The following is an 18,989-nucleotide window of genomic DNA, read 5'->3' on the forward strand; positions in this document are numbered from 1 at the left end:
AAAGAATGAAGAATATCTCATTAGACATTACGAAAGCTGCCCAGTTCCTCAACGCCGGGGCAGTAGAGGCTTTTGAGCCGAAGGCCAAGGCAGCACGGGAGGCCCTGGAGAATGCCACTTGCGCAGGTAACGACTTCCTCGGATGGCTCCACCTGCCGTCGTCCATCACGCCTGGGTTCCTCGCCGAGGTGCAGGCTTGCGCCGACACCCTGCGTGCCAAATGCGAAGTAATCGTGGTGGCGGGAATCGGCGGTTCCTATCTCGGAGCCCGTGCCGTGATCGACGCCTTGGGCAATGCCTTCGCATGGCTCGTCAACGACGACAGGAAGAATCCTAACATCCTGTTCGCCGGAAACAATATCGGAGAGGACTATCTGGCCGAGCTTACCGACTATCTGAAGGGCAAGAAGTTCGGCGTTATCAATATCTCAAAGTCGGGAACGACCACCGAGACCGCTCTCACCTTCCGCCTTCTGAAGAAGCAATGCGAGGCTCAGCGAGGCAAGGAAGAAGCCCGCGAGGTCATCGTAGCCATCACCGATGCCAGGAAAGGTGCCGCTCGCACCTGCGCAGACAAGGAAGGATACAAGAGCTTCGTCATCCCCGACAATGTAGGAGGCCGCTTCTCGGTGCTCACACCGGTAGGACTGCTGCCCATCGCATGTGCCGGCTTCGACATCCGCAAGTTCGTTGAGGGTGCCCGCGACATGGAGAAAGCCACCGCCCTGGATGTTCCCTTCGCCGGGAACATCGCCTCGCAGTATGCCGCCGTGCGGCAGGCTCTCTACACCCAGGCCGGCAGGAAGATTGAAATCATCGCCAACTTCCAGCCCAAGCTGCACTATATCGCCGAATGGTGGAAGCAGCTCTACGGCGAGAGCGAGGGTAAGGAGCACAAGGGCATCTTCCCCGCCGCCTGCGACTTCACCACCGACCTGCACTCCATGGGGCAGTGGATTCAGGAGGGCGAGCGGTCGATCTTCGAGACGGTCATCTCCGTGGAGACGCCGAACAGGGAGCTCGACTTCCCCTTCGACGAGGAAAACCTCGACGGACTGAACTTCCTCGCCGGCAAGCGCGTCGACGAAGTGAACAAGATGGCGGAGCTCGGAACCCGCCTCGCACATGTCGACGGCGGCGTGCCCAACATCCGCATCTGTCTCCCGAAGCTGGATGAATACTACATCGGACAGCTCATTTACTTCTTTGAAGTGGCCTGTGGCGTCAGCGGCTTGATGGAGGAAGTCAACCCGTTCAACCAGCCCGGCGTGGAGGCTTACAAGAAGAATATGTTCGCCTTGCTCGACAAGCCCGGCTACGAAGCCGAGAGCAAGGCCATCAAGGAGCGCCTCGCCAACGGGAAATGATGTTTCAGAGAGAAATCCAGAAATACCTAAAAGACCACGGCTTTGGGAGTTTTGCTCCCAAGGTCGTGCTTTTCGATATGGACGGCGTGCTCTACGACTCCATGCCCAACCATGCCCGAGCCTGGCAGGAGGCCATGGCGGAGTTCGGCATCCGCTTCACGGCCGGAGACTCCTATGCCACGGAAGGCATGCGGGGCGTCGACACCATCCGCATCTACGCCCGCAAGCAGCTGGGCAAGGAACTCTCGGAAGCCGAGGCGCAACGGATGTATGACGAGAAGACGCGCCTCTTCCACCTGATGCCGCAGACACAGATCTTCGACGGGGTCATCGACCTGATGCGGCAGATCAAGGCCGCCGGACTGCAGATCGGGATAGTTACGGGAAGCGGACAGAAGCCCCTCATCAAACGGCTTACCGACGATTTCCACAATTTCGTGGAGCCCGCGCACATCGTAACGGCCTACGACATTGAGCACGGCAAGCCCGCCCCCGACCCCTATCTGAAAGGACTGGAACAAGCGGGAGGCCTGAACCCCTGGGAGGGTATCGTGGTAGAGAACGCCCCGATGGGCGTGCGTGCCGGCGTGGCGGCCGGCATCTTCACCGTCGGCATCAACAGCGGACCGCTCCCCGACTCGGTTCTGGCACGGGAGGGAGCCGACATCATCTTCCCGAGCATCCGCGAATTCAGCAACCATTGGAAGGATTTATTGAAATAACAAGCACATTATGAAGTATTTTATCATCGAGAACAATCAGCAGGCAGGCCCCTTCTCCATTTACGAACTGAAGGACAAAGGCCTCGCCTCCGACACCCTCGTGTGGGCGGAAGGCATGAAAGACTGGACGCCGGCCTGGCAGGTGGACGAACTGAAGAACTTCCTCTATAACACCACGGGCAGCTCTACGCCCCCTCCCGTGCCGCCGACAGCCGCGCAACCAGCCGCGGACAATACGCCGCAAGACGACCGGGAGGAGGAGCAGGAACCGAGAAAGCGGCACACATGGCTCATCGTCGGCGGCATCGTTGCCGCGCTCCTGATCGTCCTGTTCCTCACCAATCCAGACAAGGAAGACCACAAGAGGGTTATCCTGGACCGGATTGCAGCCGCCGTCGAAGATGAGGATAGCGACGAAGACCCAATCTCCCAAGGGTTTGAAATGCTGGGAAAGATGCTCGCGCGGGAAATCTCCGCCCCCATGCTCGACACCGCACTGGAGTATCACAACTACGGAATTTTCTCCACCACGACGATCCGCTGGGGCAAAAAAAGCTACAAGTCATCCTACGGAATCTTAGGTCATATCTTCACCGTAGACGAAGACGACATCACGAAAATCCTGGATAAGAAATGGAACGACCCGCAAGACGGGGATGAGGAGGGAACCGGCAGCGAGGGGGGCGACACCTATGCGCAGAACTCCACGCCGCAAGGCGACACCTGCGGCAGCCGTCCGTCGGACGACAATTCGCTTGACGCGCGGATCATAGACGGCGTTGGCAACCTGGTGAAAGACAAGGTGAAGGAACAGACCGACAGTGCAACAGGAGAAGGATTAGGCAGGATTATCGACGGAATCGTCGACTTCATCAAGGGAAAAGAAAATTAAGCAGCATTAGTTTTCTTAAAGAATTTATAAACTAAAAAATCCTAACAGGCAGGCACGCATATCCCTTTATTGCCTATCTTTGCGCCAAAACCTATCAAAATGCGCAGACTCCTGTCTTCCTGCCTGATACTCCTGCTCGCGCAACCGCTTGCCGCCCAGCGACAGATTACTGTCTACGACCTCGACTCGAAGAAGCCGCTGCGGGCGGTAAGGGTATGGACGAACACGAACTACAGCGACACCACCGACTATCTGGGGCACTGCCTGATACCCCAGAAGTTCGACACCCTCGTCGTGAGCAAGCCCGGATACCTGCCCTCGCGCATACCTTATAATAAGGTAACAGACACCATTCCCCTGCTCTCTAACTACAACCGACTCGACGAAGTGGTGGTTTACGGTGAGGACAAGTCGAAGAAACTGAACGAGGACATCAAGGGCTGGACCTATCAGGACCCCACGGAATACGCCTTGCAGCATCCCGTGCAGGGCTTCAACCCCTTCGGACTTGCCTTTTTTCTTGTCCAGAAAGCCAGCAAACTGTTTCTCCACAAGCACAGAAAAGCACCCGCAGCCATCACGGAAGACCCTATACTCAAAGCCTATAAGGACACGCAGGAAGAGCTCAAGGCGCAGGGTCGGAAATAGCCCGACTACAAAAAGTAAATCAAGATTTATTCGCTATAAGGTAATCTCGCCGCTCCCGAAGCAACGGTGATGGGCCTCGTCGTACACCACGCAGAACTGCCCGGGAGCCACGCCGTGGATTTTCTCGTCGGAATGAATGATATACGCTCCGCCGCCCAGCGGCTCCACCGTGGCCGGGTGATACTCCGGCGTATGGCGAATCTTGAAGGTTACGCGCGGCGCGTCCACCTCCGTGGTCAGGAAGTGGAAGTCGTGAATCTTGAAGTCGGTCTTGTAAGCCGTCTCCGGGTCATACCCGTGGCTCACATAGAGGATGTTTTTCTCCACATCTTTCTTGACCACGAACCACGGTCCGCCCCCCAAACCGAGCCCCTTGCGCTGGCCGATGGTATGGAACCAGAGCCCCTTGTGCTCCCCGATGCGGTGGCCCGTCTCGAGCTCGACGATGTCTCCGGGCTGTTCTCCGAGATAGCGGCGGATATACTCATTATAGTCTATCTGACCCAGAAAGCAGATGCCCTGCGAGTCTTTGCGCCGTGCGTTCACCAGATGTTCACGCTCAGCAATCTCCCGCACCTCGTCTTTCACATAGTGGCCTATCGGGAAGAGCGCCTTACGCAGCTGCCAGTCGTAGATCTGGGCGAGGAAGTCGGTCTGGTCTTTCACGGGGTCGGGACTCGTGGTGAGCCACTTCCGACCGTCTATCCACTCGGTCTGGGCATAGTGGCCGGTGGCTATCAGGTCGTAGTCGTGCCCCCTTTTCTCGTCGAAGGCACCGAACTTGATGAGCCGGTTGCACATCACATCGGGGTTGGGAGTGAAGCCCGCACGCACCTTCTCCATGGTGTATCGCGTTACCTGCGACCAGTATTCCCGGTGGCAGTCAATCACCTCCAGCCGGCAGCCATACCTTGCCGCCACGGCCGTGGCCATCTCCAGGTCCTCCTCCGAACTGCAGTCCCACTCCTCTTCCTCCTCCGGCCCTATCTTGATATAGAAGCAGTCGGGGTGCAGGCCGAGCCTCGCGAGCTCGTAGACCACCACCGAACTGTCTACTCCACCCGAGAGCAAGACGGCGATTCGCTTGTCTTTCAATTCCTCAAGAATCATGCCGCAAAGTTACGAAAAAATCTCTATACTCCCGCCAAAACCGCCAAAAGAGTTGGCAGCATCCGTCGCCCTTCAAGGCATGAGCCACAAACAGGCTGACAAAATCGGCGAAAAGATGGGGCAAAATCGGCGATTTTGTTCGACAATCTCGCCGATTTTGTCAAGCTTGCAACGGCTTGCGCCTCCGTGTTTTGCGGCAACAGGGAAAACACCCAGATGTGTCTACTGCTGCGAATAGGTGTGGATGCTGGCCCCGTTCTGCGCCGAAGGCAGATAGTTGATGCCCCACCAGCACATCTGCAGGAGGCAGAAGGCGACGATAAGTATCCCGTTGGCCAGGCGCCTATGCGCCTGATCGTAACGCGTGAAATGGATATAGCCGAGGTAGGCGAACCAGGTGATGGCGGCCCAGGTCTCCTTCGGGTCCCACGACCAGTAGTGCCCCCACGCCTCCTTGGCCCAGAGGGCTCCCATCAGCATCGCTATCGTGAGGAAGGCATAGCCGACATAGACAAGGTCGTCGGCCGAATCCTGGGAGAGCATCTTCCCCCTCGGGGACAGCAACTGATAGAGGGCTATCAAGGTGGCAGCTCCCAGCAGGGCGTAGGCCAGCATGTAGAGGATGACATGGGGGGCGAACCAAGGGCTCTGCAAGGCGGGCATCAGCGTCTTGCTGTGTATCTCCGGCCGGAAAAGATTAATGCAGACGAAGACGACAGCCATCACCGTGGTGAACGAGAGAATCCAGCGATAGCGGTAGCGGGCGTAGACTATCAGGCCCGCCAGCGGCAGGAAGAAGCTGTACCAGAGACGGGTCTCGCCCATCGTGCGGAGGGGCGGACGCTCCAAGATCAGCCATGTCCTGACGATATAGGCGAGGAATACGGCCAGCCCCACGAGGGTCAGGGCCGTGGCAAGAGATTTTCTGCCCTTCCAGGCAACAGCGGCTCCGGCCACCCAGAAGAGTACTGCCACCGCCGCGAAATATATGAAATAAGTCCAGATCATGGTTTCTTTCCGTTTTGAATTACACAAGGGGCTGACTGGCTACAGGCTGCTTTTTCCGCCGCCCGGCGATAAAGAACATGCCGACGGCACCGGCTGCCAGCAGACCGATGCCTACATAGACCACGGGCAGCCAGGGGTCGGCGACAAACTCCAGCACGCTGTAGTTGCTGTATTTTCCCATCTGCGTGTTGTAGCTATACTGATAGATCTTCCAGCCGTCCACGGTTACGGGCTTGTTCACATCTATGGTCGCGGCGAAGTGGTCGCCCTCCCGGGTCATGATTTCCACCTCCGATGCATAGCGCTTAGGCTCCCGCTCGGCCATGGCGAGCGTGCGGTCGTGCCCCAGGGCCATCATCTGCGGCGGCATCCGATAGTTGCCACAGCCCACCAGCCCCTCTACATGAGTCTCTCTGGGCACCTTGGCCTTCCACTGCGGATGCCAGTCGGCCGCCACCTCCACGATGTCCTCGCCCCTGCGATTCTTCAGCGTTATCAGCCAGTTACCCGCCTGCCCGCTCCTGAAATTGTCGTCGAGCGTAAGACCGAGGGGCTTCCCCTGCGCCATCACGGGCTGCTGGCTCCGGTTGTCAATCACGATTAACCGTGGGGGATATTCCTCCATAATGAACTTGTTGAGCTGGACGGCGACAGGCAGTTCCACCGCATTCTGCCGCTCGTCGAGCACCCTCCACTCCGGCCTTCCGACCTCGCAATACATCTTCATCCGCCGCATATCGGCCGACCCGAGCGTACCCGCCACGACGACGATGAACAGTCCGAGGTGGCTGGCCAACGACGGCAAGCCTTCCAGCCGGAAGTGGCAGAGCTGGCGGAGGGCCACCAGGCCCACGATGGCCGACATCCAGACATAGGTCAGAATGAAAGGCCAGAAGTTGAGCATCTTGCTGATTCCAATCGGCTCCAGCGGCTCGGAGCCGTCCGAGACCTGGCGGGTTACGCCCATGACGACCGTCAGCACGACGGCATAGGCTATCGCCGGCACGGCCGAACGCCACGACATCAGGAACCGGACGGCATAGACCTGCCCGCGCAGGATGTAGGCCGCCGCTAACAGCAGCACATAGAGGGCCAGCAGGATGATGTTGGCCGGCCATGCAAATATGTCCCAATAGAGCGGTCCGACCGCCCATTGCAACATCAGGCCGACCAGGACGAGCCCCAGGCCGATGACGAATCCTTCCCTAAGAGTCCAAGGTTTCTTCCACATATTCATATTATCTTGCCTTTGCAGGACATGTGTTCCAAACGCAGGGAATGGAGGATTATTGCCCGCATAATCCTCCATTCCCACGCTATATTCCTGTTATTTCATCCCAGACAGTAATTTGAGGCTACATGGGGCGCGTGATGAAGCGGCCGTTCTTCTTGGCTTTCTCGATCCATTGCGGTACCACCGTGCCGAGGAAAGCCTTCTTGTCGGCCTGCAGCTTAGGCATGTCGAGGCCGATATACTTCTGCGCCTTGGCCTTCGTCGATATGTCGGGGAGCGGTATCGCGCCCTTCCAGCCATGCACGCCGGCCACCTTCTGGGCTTCCAGCTGGGCATCCTTGGCATACATCATGGCGTCGCCGAGCAGGCGGAGCACCTCTTCCGGGGCATGGAAAGCCGCCCCGTGGGAGGCCATCCCGTAGTCCCAGCGCCACTGGCTCTTGCGTATGTCGTCGAGGCAACGCTTCATCTCATCCTCCCGCGCACCGTGCTTCCATGCGAACTCAGCCATCAGATGGGCGTTGGCAAGCTCCACATCCAGCTTCTTGGCATAGAGGAACACCTTGTCTTCAAACTCCTCCACATTCTTGCGGAGCGTCTTCTCGGTCTCGCGATGGCAGGTCTGGCAGGTGCGGTCGATGTTTGCCAGCGGACTCATAATATGATGATCGGTATACTTGATGCCGCCCTTCTGCATGTAAGGCATGTGGCAGTCGGCGCAGCTCAGGCCCCGCTTGCCGTGGATGCCCTGCTTGAATATCTCGTAACCCGGGTGCTGGGCCTTCAGGATTTTGGCCTTCGACAGCGGGTGCACATAGTCATAGAAGCCGAGGGAGTCGTAGTAAGCCTCCGCGTCCTCGCAGGTGAGTCCCCTGTCTTGCGGGAACTTCAGATACTGATGGTTCTCTTTCTCGAAGTAATACTCCGTGTGGCACTGTGCGCAGACCAGCGAGCGCATCTCCTGATGGGAGGCCTTGCGGACATCCTTGCCTGCCCGGGCCCAGGCTTCATACAGTGCCGGGCGGGCCGGCTTCAGCTCCATGGTGCGCGCATCGTGGCAGTCGGAGCAGCCGATGCTGTTCATCACTTCCGCTCCCCAGTCGCTCCACTTGGCACCATAGAAGTTCTCGAGCCCTTTCTCGCGCATCAGCCGCGGCACATCCGGCCCCTTGCAGGTCCAGCAGGTGCCTGGCTGCAGGTCGCCGGCACCGTCTATTCCCGGGTTTCCCGTCCGCAGAATCTTCCTCAGATCCTCGTTGCAATGCCGGTGTCCGCGCGGCGTATTGTACTCCCGCGAGAAGGCGTAGCCAGCCCAGTTGATGACGATGGCGGGGTTGTCTTCCAGCACATCCCGCTCCTGCGAGCCGTTCCATTTGCTCTCAAAAGTGGTGTCCTCGGTCATCGCCCATGTCTCATACTCCAGCGGGAAGTCCTGGGCAAACTTCTCGTTCTGTGCCACGATGGAGTCCGTCATCGGCGTGCGGCGGTTGTTAAAGACGCTGGCTACCTCGGCCCTGCGCTCCAGGAGCGACGAGCAGAGCAGTCCCAGCAGGAATACAACAGCCAAGGAACCCAAGAAGAGAATCCATCCTTGCCAGTTCTTTAAATGCTTTGCCATAGTTATTATCGGTTTATGTCTTTATTCGGAATCTTGTTCTCGCATGCCGGAAATCATCCGGACTTCCGCCAACGGCTATCGGGAGCCTCCGCCCAGGAGGCCGTGCAGCCACTCCGGAACCGGACTTGCGGGCAGCGGCACCTGCGTCTCGGCATTCGGCGTGGAACTGAGGGAGTTCATTCCGCCGTGCGGCACCTGCCTGTGGCAGTCCCAGCAGGCCTTTCCCTCGCCTCGTCTGGCCATCATATAGCTGATGCGCCCGGTCTTCACGAACTCCTGATTCAGCTGCGTATGGCAGCGGATGCAGTTGTCCATGATCACCTGCGCACTCAAGGTCTGCGCCCGCATCACCTGCGGCTCAGCGTCGGTTACGAAGTAGGCCACATGCTTCATGCCGTCCATTCCCTTGAAGAGATACTTCGAGGCGATGTTCTGATGGGGCACATGACAGTCGTTGCAGGTGGCGTCGCGGCCGTGCGACGAGCGGCTCCATGTGGCATAATAAGGGCTCATGATATGGCAGTTGACGCAGGCGGCGGGGTCGTCGCCTACCAGATAAGTATGCATCCTGAGCAGGTAGGCAAAGAGAATGCCCAGTCCCACGATGACTCCGCACAGGCAGACAAGGGCCACTTTCTGCCAATAAGAGAGCGAATCGGTAAAAGACTTCCATTTTTCTTTCAGCATATTTTAAGTCAGTTGATTATAGGTTAGGCTTTCCGATATCGCAAATATAGTAAAACTTTCGAATTCCATCCTCATTAATGAGGGTAAAAATCATCGCAGGCAAGGATATTTAACACGGTTTAACATCTTTGTCCCGATAACATCCGGAATCCGGGAATCTTACTGCCAGCATGCCACAGAGAAGCCAGACTGGCGGCTTGAAGCGGCCCCCCTCTGCCTCTCAGCCGTCTCCTGTCTGACAAAATCGCCGATTTCGTCAGACAAATTCGGCGATTTCATTGCACAATCTCGGCGATTTTTTCAGGCAGATAAAGGCAGGGAGCATGCATAAAGCCCCTCGATTCTAAAGAGAGGGTATCCCAACACCTACAAAGTTATAGAGGATTTCAATACAAGTTCAGCAGAGGAAGGTCCCACGGAAATGACGAAAGAGCCGGGCTCCACCTTGAATTTATTATCGACAACATCATAATAGGCAAAAGAGCTTTCATCCAGCCAGATGCTAATTCGCTTGGACTCGCCTGGAAGCAGCGAGACCTTCTCAAATCCTTTTAACTCCTTGGCAGGCCTGACTACAGTTGACTGCGGGTCGGATACATAGACCTCTGCAGTCTCCTTTGCCTCCATAGAGCCTATGTTCTTTAAGGTAAAAGTAACTCGCACGCCTTTCCTGCCCTCTTTCTCCAGTTTAAGATCACTATACTGGAACCTACTGTAGGAAAGCCCGTAACCAAACGGGAACAACGGCTGGATGTTGCTCTTGTCATATCCGCGATAACCTATAAAAATCCCCTCGCGATATTCCACCGTCTTCACTTCCCTCTCTTTGGTGTTCTCATAGTAACTGTCGTGGCAAGGATTATCCTCCCATTTCCTTTCAATGGAGATAGGGAGCTTGCCACTGGGCGACAGTTTGCCTGTAAGAATCTCGGCTAAGGCCTGCCCTCCTTCCTGTCCTGGATACCATGCCATGACCACGCCTTTAACCTTGTCTATCCAGTCATCCATGTCTATGCCGCCGCCGGCATTTATAACAATGACAGTACGAGGATTGGCAGCCGAGATGTTCTCTATCATCTCACGCTGATACTCCGGCAGCTGGAAGGGACGGTCGAAACCTTCACCCTCTATGCTGCTATTAAAGCCGCAGCAATATACCACATTATCGGCTTTGGCAAGGCCTTCTGACAATTTCGTCTGATCTAACCGCTTCAAGGAAAGCTTGATATTCGCAGAAGAAATGTTTTCAAAATATTCAACTTCTATTTTATGGAGTGAATTCCCTTTCATGGGAATAGAAAGCTCACGATAAGAGTAAGAATGGTTGCCCCAGTCGCCGGCGACCTGTTTTCCATCGATTCTGATACGATACCCATCGTCTCCGCCAATATAGAGTTTTACGGTCTCATCTGCCTCCGGCCTATAATAACCAGTCCATCGCGTGGAGAAAGTATCTACAGGGAAGGCCTCAGCAGGTGTACCATACTGCCAGTCGAAATCGACTGCAGAATCTATACGCGTAAGGGAAGGAGCTCCTCTTAAGCCTTTATTCCTGAAATACTCGCCCGTGAAACCATGCCGGCTACAAATAGAATCCGCAAAAATGCGGGTATTAATATCTTCATAGATTACATCATCTGTCAGCATGATAGTGGCAGGGGCCAAGGCCTTCATCCCCTTATCTAACGCGATGGAGGCAAACGGCTCCACATTTCCACTCCCCCCTCCTGTCGGGATAACGGACGCATTAGGTCCTACCAAGGCCGTGATGCCCTTTAGGGGTAAAATGTTATCTTTATTCTTCAGCAAGACAACTCCCTCGCGTGCCAATTTCAGGGCAGTTTCCCGCGAGGAAGGGTAATCCAGGGGGATAGAACTGTCTTTTTGCTGCCGGTCTAAGATTCCAAATGAAATAAGGGTCTGCAAGATATGCTGGACCTTTTCGTCAATGGTGCGCATGTCAACGGTACCGTTCTCTATAGCTTCTTTTAAGAGTTCATAGTTGAGATGTTTTCCCTTTGGCATTTCCAGATCCAGTCCGTGGTTGGCAGTCCCTATTGTAGAATATACAGAGGTCCAGTCAGACATGAGGATTCCCTCGAACCCCCACTGCCTGCGGAGAACATGTTTATTCAGCCAAGCATTTTCAGTAGCATGCACACCATTCAACAAATTATAGCTATTCATGACAGCACCAACATGGGCTTTTTGAACTGCCTTCTGGAAAGCCGGGAAATAAATCTCAAAAAGGGTGCGTTCGTCAATCTCAGAATTGACATGATGGCGGTTCCATTCCTGATTATTTCCGGCAAAATGCTTGATGGTGGAGATAACACCCCGAGACTGTACGCCTTCTATATACTGCGAAGCCACCTCTGAAACAAGATACGGATCCTCGCCGAAATACTCATAGTTTCTTCCACAAAGCGGGGAACGATAGATGTTAACCCCGGGACCGAGCAGGATTCCTACGCCACGGGCGCGGGCATCATCACCGAGGCTTTGCCCTAACTGATAAATCAGGTTCCTGTTCCATGTAGAGGCGCTGAGAATAGAACTGGGATAAAGCGTACTGTGAGGTGCATGGTTACGCAAGCCCACGGGGCCGTCAGCCAAAAGTACGGTGGGAATGCCAAGGCGAGAAATGGAATGGAGCGAAAATGATGTTGCCCCAGAGAGAAAATTACATTTCTCCTGTAGGGTCATCTTTTTTACTATGGCAGAAGCTCGTTCGACGGCCTTTGGTGTAATTTGCTGTGCTTGTATACCCATTGATATACAAAGAGACAGACATACGATATATGATTTGTTTTTCATATTGCTAATTATCATATTATTAGGGTTGTACCTCAACTTCTATGGTATGGTCGCCCACCATAATCTCATACTTTCCCGGAGTAATTACTATATTGCCATTTTCATCGACGAAACCCAAATCGCGTTTAGTCTGTAAATCGAAATGGTAGGTTACGGTTCTTCCTGGTTGAATCTCATCCTTAGCAAAGAATCGGAGCTCTTTCATCGGACGAGTAATTGGTGAATACTGGCAATGAACAAATCCGAGTACGATTTCCTTCCCGGTGTGTGAACCCGTATTCGTAACAGGTATGTCGATAGTAAACTTATCATTTGCATGAAGCACCGTCTTAGAGATGACAGGTGTCCCATACTGGAACCGGGTATAGCTTAGGCCATAACCAAATGGATACATCGGTTCACTCTGGATGTCATGATAAAATCCCTGATTAGGGCGGGCACTTGGTCTCCGATTGTAGTAAATTGGAATCTGCCCGGTAGTATATGGGAAAGTAATGGCAAGTTTGCCCGATGGGCAAACTTCACCTGAGAGAATTCTTGCCAAAGGGATGCCCCCTGCTATACCAGGTTGCCACATTTCAATAATCGCATCTGAAAGAGCCTCTATCTTATTTAGTTGAAGCGGCCGGCCATTGGAAAGAACCAGCACAATCTTTTTTCCTGTTTTCTTTAGTGCCTGAAGTAATTGAAGCTGGATTTCCGGAAGTTCTATGCTGGATCGGGAAGCATTCTCTCCGCTCCAACTTTGCTTCTCCCCTAAGCAAACTACGAGCATATCCGACTTGGATGCCAGAGAAAGGGCGTCTTTAAATCCACTTTGATCAGAACCTTCAAAATCACAACCTTTGGCATAACCGATGGTAATCTTCCCTGCAAACTGTTGCCGCATGGCGTCAAGGATTGTGGTAACATCCTCTTTCTGCCCATGCCAAGCCCAGCAGCCCAGCAAATCTTCTTGTGAAGTAGCCAACGGTCCAATTACTGCTATTGATTTTTCGTTTCTTATCGGGAGAATATTATTATTGTTTTTTAAAAGAACCATAGACTCTTCTGCCAGTTCTTCTTCAATTTGGCGACTTTCTGGTCGGAGGAATCTGGAATCATCTTTGGCATCCGGGGTGTATGGGTGCTCAAAAAGCCCAAGCTCGAATTTCACCTTCAAGACTCGTCTGACAGCCCTGTCGATAGTTGCACTATCAATAGCCCCCTCATGAAGTAATTGTTCTAGATAAGCATCATAGGCATGAGACATCATGTCCATATCCAAGCCGGCATTCATCGCTAATTGTCCCGCGGTTTTCAAGTCTTTGGCTGCACCTTGATTCTGCAGCTGCATGATGGCAGCCCAGTCAGAAACTACAAAACCCTTAAAGCCAAGCTTTCCGCGAAGCACATCTGTCAAGACATAACGATTGGCAGTAACGGGCAGCCCGCTAAGATTATTAAAAGAACTCATTACCGCAGCAGGATTTGCCTCCATGGCCTTACGATAAGGAGGGAGATATGTATCCCAGAGAGTCTGTCGAGAAACTTCCGTATAAGTATAATCCCGTCCAGCTTCTGATGCGCCGTATGCCACATAATGCTTCAGGCAGGCGGCAACGGAAAGAGAATCGTCTAAGCTCTTTCCTTGGTACCCCCTGACAGCAGCGGCACCAAAGATGCCATTTAGATAAGGATCCTCGCCATAGCCTTCGGCAACCCTCCCCCATCTCGGATCATGTGCAACATCTATCATAGGAGAAAAAGTCCAATCTACTCCAGACATCCTTGCTTCCTGTGCCGCCGCCCTGCAAGATAATCTCGTGAGATGAGGATTGAAGCTGCAAGCTTGAGCCAGGGGGATAGGAAAAATGGTACGGAAACCATGAATGACATCATAACCGAAAAGAATTGGAATACCAAGACGCGAGTCTTCCACGGCATGATACTGCATACGATTTCTCAAGTCGGGAGCCACACCCAAAAAGATGAGGGAACCTGTGGACTCAGGTATATTCTTTACTTCAATACCTTTATTATTTTCTATGTTGTTAGTTCCCAAAGTATACTGTACCAATTGCATGGCTTTCTCATTTAAGGTCATTCGTGAAAGTAAGTCCTGAACCCGAATGGCCAAGGGAACACTTGCATCCTTATAAAGAGGATATGTGGCATTGACATTACTTAAATCCGTGATTTCCCAAGGCTTTTCCACGGCGGAATGAGCAGATAACTGTGCAGCCCTGACGAGATCGGAGCATACATTTTGCGGAGCGTATCTATTACCGACAACCGAATTTCCCGTAAGAGATTCATACCATGTACAAGCTGCAGTATATCTACCATAATCAAGATCCAAGTGATATCCATCACGAGTCATATTATCATGTATGAAAGTGGTGCGTGCATTCTGGATGGCTGTACCACAGGGCACGACGGTTTTCAGACGGTGCTTCTTCATTTCCTTACGGACGGCTGCAACAATATCTTGATACATCGTAAGCTGATTACAGCCATAATCAGGAAAAGCTGTATGATTGGATTCCTGAGCATAAGCCCATGTCATATGCCAGACGATGCGACTCTTCGGGGATATCTTTCTTATATAATCAATAAGATGAGAGAGGAAAGGCTCATAGGAGTCTATCTTTCCAGAAAGGCCACTCGCTTGTTGAAGACTGACGACATCCCATTGTTCATCTTTCAATGCTCGGAGGAGCGTCATGCCATCCTCCTGACGGCGAACACCATCTACTCCAATCTTCCGATAACGATATTCTCCAAGATTGTTGCTTGCATTTTTCCAATGGCGCTCCAAGGAACATCCGCCAATATACATATTTGCAATGATCATCTGCTGGCCGTCAGCATGGCCTAAATCCCACAGGTTTTGTTCTACGGCATCTTCAGAGAAACTGTTACCTATGGCCAAGACACGAAGTACCCCATCGGCAAAGGTCTCTAATGAAAAAGCGAATAGAAAAACTAACAGAAATCTCGTTTTTTTCATCATAGCTGTATTTAATAGTAGTAATGTTGCATTTATTGATATTCCGTTTTCTTCTTCACATAATAGTCATGCATGATATACCATGCTTTCTTGCGCTGCCCTTGGTCAGACACCAGGCCTTTGCGGTTCCATCCATTCTGATTGGTGGGATGCATACGGGTTGGACTGCGGAAATCAAACAAAATCCATGGAGACACTCCGCAAAGATTAGGAATGGCATCAAACATCCTGAGGTTATCACGATAAAGCTGTGCTTGATAATCCTCGCTCCATGAACTTGTCATACTCGCATTTCCTCGCTGGCCATATAGTGCTTCACATCCAAATTCAGAAATAAAAAGAGGTTTCTCCATGGCAACATTCCATTGAATATCTGATGGTGATTTCGGCCATTTGGCATACCAGCCCATATATTTATTGATTCCTATCAGATCTAAGTTTTGATAAAAGTCATCATGCATAACAAAGCGGTTCTCCCTCGTGTCAAAATATGCCAGGTCGAAGGCGGCAACAAACAACCTGGTAGTGTCTATATCTTTACCAACCTGGAGAAGATGTGATAGAAACTTATTGCGAGATGGAGTATTCTTGGTTTCATTGGCAATTCCCCAGAAACAGTCTGCACAACGGTTTTTATCTCTTTGTATTGTTTCCGCCAACATTTCTGATGCCTTATGGAGAGTCTCTTGATTATCAAAATCTATAGCTTGCCAAACAGGGATTTCTTGCCAAAGCATGATGCCCATTTTCTCTGCGCCTCTTACAATATATTCGTTCTGCTGATAGTGTGCAAGTCTTACCATGTTGACACCCAGTGCCTTAGCCTCGGAAAGAAGCATAACGGCATCACTCTCCGTGCATGCTCTGCCCAATCTTTGTGGTATCTCTTCATGGAAGGATACACTCCGAAGGAATACTCGTTTGCCATTAAGATATACCCCAGTGCCTCTCACTTCAATATTACGAAATCCTATCAACTCCGAGACTTTATCTGAAGCTGAATGGAGAGAAACTTGATATAGTTTTGGATTTTCAGGCGACCATCTTATAAGGTGATTGACTTTTAAATCCAACATGGCTTTGCCGTTTTCATCCGTAGTAAGGATGGCGGATTTATGTAGTTCCGGTATCTCCAGTCTTATTTTTTCTCCTGTTTTAGCTTCCGAAAGGGATACACTCACATGTATTAAATCAGGCCGATGCTTATCTAACTGAATAAAATAGTCTTTAATGTAAGTATGCGGAACACTAACCAACATTACATCCCGAGTAATTCCACCATAGTTCCACCAGTCGAAAGACATGGCAGGTATTGCGTCTTTTTGTCGTCTGTTGTTCACCTCTACTACCAGAAAGTTATCACCATCTCTAAGTTGGTTGGTTACATCTATTTGGAAAGGCGTGAAAGACCCTTCATGGGATGATATCTTTTCACCATTTAAATAAATATTGCAGCGATAGCTAACACCTGCAAAGTAAAGGAAATGCCGTTTCCCGTCTTGCGTGAAATTAAAATGACGCCCATACCATATAGTGCCTTCATAATATTTTAATTCAGGGTGCTGGGAATTCCAGTCTCCGGGGACATTCAGGCAAAGGCCATTTTCAAAAGAATACTCATAAAACTCAGAGGACTCCTTTGCTTTGCGGTTCTTATAAATCTCCATATGTGTACCAGTATCGTAAAGATCGACAATCGCAGACCACTTGCCATTTAAACTCTCTGCCTGTCTTCCGTAAACATTTGTCATGGTTTCAGCCAAAGCAGGAGAATTCAAGACGGATAACACCATTATGGAAAATATAATCTTTTGCATTAATGTTGAAGTTTATATTGGTACAAAGTAAATTCGTTCTTGGCAGGGAGGGTAAAACATGAATACCCTTCCTCGTCAACCCAGATTTCTCTCTGTTCACCATTACCGGCAATAGGATACAAAGAGTATTGGCTACCGGGGGTAAGCCATGTTTTTATACGCCCGGACTTTCTTTCATTATCTTCTCTAAAAATGAGCAGGTAGCCATTCTCCCGTTCATGGACGGACTGGAATCCTGTCCAACTTCTACCTGAGGGCTCCTCGCCTATGGGAAGTATGACTCCCCGATGGAAATCCGGCTGGAGTCTCTGGTATTTTTTAATAAATGAGCCTATAGAAAATGCCTCCTCTGGAAGATTAGAAGCCTCCATCCATGCCAGTGGCTGTCCTGCCATAGTAATGGCAAATAGATATTCAAAACTATAATGGGAAGGAGCAAACACATCGTCTGAAGGATACTTGTCCGCATTTCTCCATTTATTGAGAAACTCCACCTGAATACGCTCTGCCGGAACATATTTGGACAGTTGCCACAGATTACGCAAGGTGCGAAAAGGATAATAGTTACCCCAGTCTGTATATCGGTTTTCCATAAAGATGTTTCCATATTCGTTAAACATATGATAACCACCCCTTCTCCCTGCCGTAGCATCTAAATTAAAAATAATCTCCCGATGGCTCTCATTGACAACCTTGTTAAATAAATGACGAAGATTCTCTTCTGCGCGCTTATTTGGTATCTGCAGTCCGTCGATTTTGAAAATCGTGATTCCGTATTCCTTCCATAATGAAAGAATGGCATCAGCATCCCTCTGCCAATCGGCGAAATCATTCTGGATACTTGGATTAAACCAAAGCCCTATCCTGATTCCCATTTTCTTAGCCTTCTTAACTAGAGGATGAAGCCCATTCGGGAACTTTACAGGATCAGGTTTCCAGTAGTTCTGATTTTTCCAGATATCTTTAAATGACCCTTTTGCTACTTTAGAATTAGGACTTTTGCCAATTTGCCAACCATCATCCAACTGAAAGACCGTAATGCCAAGCCTGTTAGCCTTGTCAAGTTCCGATAGGCAGAAAGACTCTGTAATTTTGCTATCCTGACTTCTGTCGCCCCAAGTGTTGAGCATAATCATTTCATCTTCTTCTCTTTTTTGATACCTTGCCATTTTCTGGTAGCAACGAAGTGCCATTAATCCTTCACGCTCCTTCCCTGTATATATTCCTAATACAACGCCATAGGCACGAGTCCAACGGTCTGGCGTGATATCAGAAGGCCTGACACCCAAACCTGCTACCTTAAAGGATGAAAACTCTACCTTGAAATCATATCCGGGATATTCTAACTGGGTACTGGAGCAGGGCGCCTCTTTAAGAATGAAGAAGCCATCTGACGAAAGTAGGTTATTACAAAAAAGAAGATTCCCACGGTAGAAGTTTTCACGAAAAGGGATAAAGTCGCGTTCTATAACCAAGTTGTCATTCCAGTCAGTATAATCATAGAATTCTACTGTCCTACTTTTCCAATGGAATCCGTTCAAAGAAAAACCTTCAAGCACAGGAACTTTTACACTACCCTGCACATCTGGGGCAAATTCTATATTCTTTCTATCTGCACCAGATATTTTTTCTTCCTGTTCAAATGGGGAGAGGGTTCCTTTGAGATATGTATTACACAATATTGCAGGCGTATTGGCATAGATATTAAAACAGCGGCGAATCCAAAGTCTCCCTATTCGATAGGACACAATCACTTGGTGGTAGGATGGGTGTATTCCATCTGCCGGTATGTCTTTTCGTTCTAAAGTGCCTTCACTAGCATTTCCTTTTACAATAAGTATATCTGGATCTTTCCCCATGGCATGCAGAATATGGCCATTCTGCTTGTTGACAATCCTAAGGGTCTTCAGATTGCCGGCATTCCAGAGAAATACCCTTTCTATCATAGAATTGCCTATTTTCAAGGTATCTCCTTGAAATCGGGCATAGCCTTGCGCCCTCACGAAAGAAGGTATAAAACCCATTATCATGGTAAGGAAAATGCTCTTTAATAGTTTCATTTCTTCTATTTGGAAAA

13 protein-coding genes are annotated in these 18,989 nt (G+C 51.0%); 4 read left to right on the forward strand and 9 right to left on the reverse strand.

Annotation, left to right across the window (positions count from 1 at the left end; all coding sequences use genetic code 11):
* Nucleotides 1–5: 5 nt before the first annotated feature.
* The 4 genes from BM114_RS07155 (at nucleotide 6) to BM114_RS07170 (ending at nucleotide 3,629) form a co-directional block, all read left to right on the forward strand.
* Entirely contained in the window at nucleotides 6–1,367 is a 1,362-nt protein-coding gene (locus BM114_RS07155) for a glucose-6-phosphate isomerase (protein ID WP_092111890.1), read from the forward strand.
* A complete protein-coding gene (locus tag BM114_RS07160) occupies nucleotides 1,367–2,089 on the forward strand; it encodes an HAD family hydrolase (protein ID WP_092112060.1) in 723 nt (240 codons plus the stop codon). The genes BM114_RS07155 and BM114_RS07160 overlap by 1 nt, the downstream gene beginning before the upstream one ends.
* Nucleotides 2,090–2,099: 10 nt before the next feature.
* Entirely contained in the window at nucleotides 2,100–2,981 is an 882-nt protein-coding gene (locus tag BM114_RS07165) for a GYF domain-containing protein (RefSeq protein WP_092111892.1), read from the forward strand.
* Between the two features lie 99 nt (nucleotides 2,982–3,080).
* Nucleotides 3,081–3,629 (forward strand): hypothetical protein, encoded by a 549-nt coding sequence (locus tag BM114_RS07170; protein ID WP_092111894.1) that lies wholly within the window; start codon nucleotides 3,081–3,083, stop codon nucleotides 3,627–3,629.
* Nucleotides 3,630–3,662: 33 nt separating this feature from the next.
* On the opposite strand, the gene mnmA is transcribed toward BM114_RS07170, so the two are convergent.
* From mnmA to BM114_RS07215, 9 genes are all read right to left on the reverse strand, one after another.
* The gene (mnmA, locus tag BM114_RS07175; RefSeq protein WP_092111896.1) at nucleotides 3,663–4,739 is read right to left on the reverse strand and encodes a tRNA 2-thiouridine(34) synthase MnmA; all 1,077 of its coding nucleotides are present in this window, start codon (nucleotides 4,737–4,739) and stop codon (nucleotides 3,663–3,665) included.
* A 222-nt stretch (nucleotides 4,740–4,961) separates the two neighbouring features.
* Complete coding sequence (gene ccsA / locus BM114_RS07180) at nucleotides 4,962–5,747, reverse strand: cytochrome c biogenesis protein CcsA (RefSeq protein ID WP_092111898.1); 786 nt, start codon at nucleotides 5,745–5,747, stop codon at nucleotides 4,962–4,964.
* 19 nt (nucleotides 5,748–5,766) lie between these two features.
* A complete protein-coding gene (locus BM114_RS07185) occupies nucleotides 5,767–6,978 on the reverse strand; it encodes a cytochrome c biogenesis ResB family protein (protein ID WP_092112062.1) in 1,212 nt (403 codons plus the stop codon).
* A 124-nt stretch (nucleotides 6,979–7,102) separates the two neighbouring features.
* Nucleotides 7,103–8,599 carry an ammonia-forming cytochrome c nitrite reductase subunit c552 gene (locus BM114_RS07190; protein ID WP_092111900.1) on the reverse strand — a complete coding sequence of 499 codons (1,497 nt, stop codon included), beginning with the start codon at nucleotides 8,597–8,599 and terminating at the stop codon, nucleotides 7,103–7,105.
* A 75-nt stretch (nucleotides 8,600–8,674) separates the two neighbouring features.
* Entirely contained in the window at nucleotides 8,675–9,286 is a 612-nt protein-coding gene (nrfH, locus tag BM114_RS07195; protein ID WP_092111902.1) for a cytochrome c nitrite reductase small subunit, read from the reverse strand.
* Nucleotides 9,287–9,652: 366 nt separating this feature from the next.
* Entirely contained in the window at nucleotides 9,653–12,103 is a 2,451-nt protein-coding gene (locus BM114_RS07200; RefSeq protein WP_092111905.1) for a beta-glucosidase, read from the reverse strand.
* Between the two features lie 19 nt (nucleotides 12,104–12,122).
* Complete coding sequence (locus tag BM114_RS07205) at nucleotides 12,123–15,098, reverse strand: DUF4886 domain-containing protein (protein WP_092111907.1); 2,976 nt, start codon at nucleotides 15,096–15,098, stop codon at nucleotides 12,123–12,125.
* A 29-nt stretch (nucleotides 15,099–15,127) separates the two neighbouring features.
* Nucleotides 15,128–16,912 (reverse strand): glycoside hydrolase family 2 protein, encoded by a 1,785-nt coding sequence (locus BM114_RS07210; protein ID WP_092111909.1) that lies wholly within the window; start codon nucleotides 16,910–16,912, stop codon nucleotides 15,128–15,130.
* The gene (locus BM114_RS07215; protein ID WP_092111911.1) at nucleotides 16,912–18,972 is read right to left on the reverse strand and encodes an alpha-galactosidase; all 2,061 of its coding nucleotides are present in this window, start codon (nucleotides 18,970–18,972) and stop codon (nucleotides 16,912–16,914) included. The genes BM114_RS07210 and BM114_RS07215 overlap by 1 nt, the downstream gene beginning before the upstream one ends.
* Nucleotides 18,973–18,989 lie beyond the last annotated feature (17 nt).

The organism is Prevotella sp. KH2C16, assembly GCF_900113305.1.
Taxonomy (GTDB): Bacteria; Bacteroidota; Bacteroidia; order Bacteroidales; family Bacteroidaceae; genus Prevotella.

What these genes read in the sequence shown, in the direction of transcription:
- BM114_RS07155 (WP_092111890.1), top strand. Translation starts at nt 6, where the DNA reads ATGAAGAATATCTCATTAGACATTACGAAAGCTGCCCAGTTCCTCAAC.
- BM114_RS07160 (WP_092112060.1), top strand. Translation starts at nt 1,367, where the DNA reads ATGTTTCAGAGAGAAATCCAGAAATACCTAAAAGACCACGGCTTTGGG.
- BM114_RS07165 (WP_092111892.1), top strand. Translation starts at nt 2,100, where the DNA reads ATGAAGTATTTTATCATCGAGAACAATCAGCAGGCAGGCCCCTTCTCC.
- BM114_RS07170 (WP_092111894.1), top strand. Translation starts at nt 3,081, where the DNA reads ATGCGCAGACTCCTGTCTTCCTGCCTGATACTCCTGCTCGCGCAACCG.
- mnmA (WP_092111896.1), bottom strand. Translation starts at nt 4,739, where the DNA reads ATGATTCTTGAGGAATTGAAAGACAAGCGAATCGCCGTCTTGCTCTCG.
- ccsA (WP_092111898.1), bottom strand. Translation starts at nt 5,747, where the DNA reads ATGATCTGGACTTATTTCATATATTTCGCGGCGGTGGCAGTACTCTTC.
- BM114_RS07185 (WP_092112062.1), bottom strand. Translation starts at nt 6,978, where the DNA reads ATGTGGAAGAAACCTTGGACTCTTAGGGAAGGATTCGTCATCGGCCTG.
- BM114_RS07190 (WP_092111900.1), bottom strand. Translation starts at nt 8,599, where the DNA reads ATGGCAAAGCATTTAAAGAACTGGCAAGGATGGATTCTCTTCTTGGGT.
- nrfH (WP_092111902.1), bottom strand. Translation starts at nt 9,286, where the DNA reads ATGCTGAAAGAAAAATGGAAGTCTTTTACCGATTCGCTCTCTTATTGG.
- BM114_RS07200 (WP_092111905.1), bottom strand. Translation starts at nt 12,103, where the DNA reads ATGAAAAACAAATCATATATCGTATGTCTGTCTCTTTGTATATCAATG.
- BM114_RS07205 (WP_092111907.1), bottom strand. Translation starts at nt 15,098, where the DNA reads ATGATGAAAAAAACGAGATTTCTGTTAGTTTTTCTATTCGCTTTTTCA.
- BM114_RS07210 (WP_092111909.1), bottom strand. Translation starts at nt 16,912, where the DNA reads ATGCAAAAGATTATATTTTCCATAATGGTGTTATCCGTCTTGAATTCT.
- BM114_RS07215 (WP_092111911.1), bottom strand. Translation starts at nt 18,972, where the DNA reads ATGAAACTATTAAAGAGCATTTTCCTTACCATGATAATGGGTTTTATA.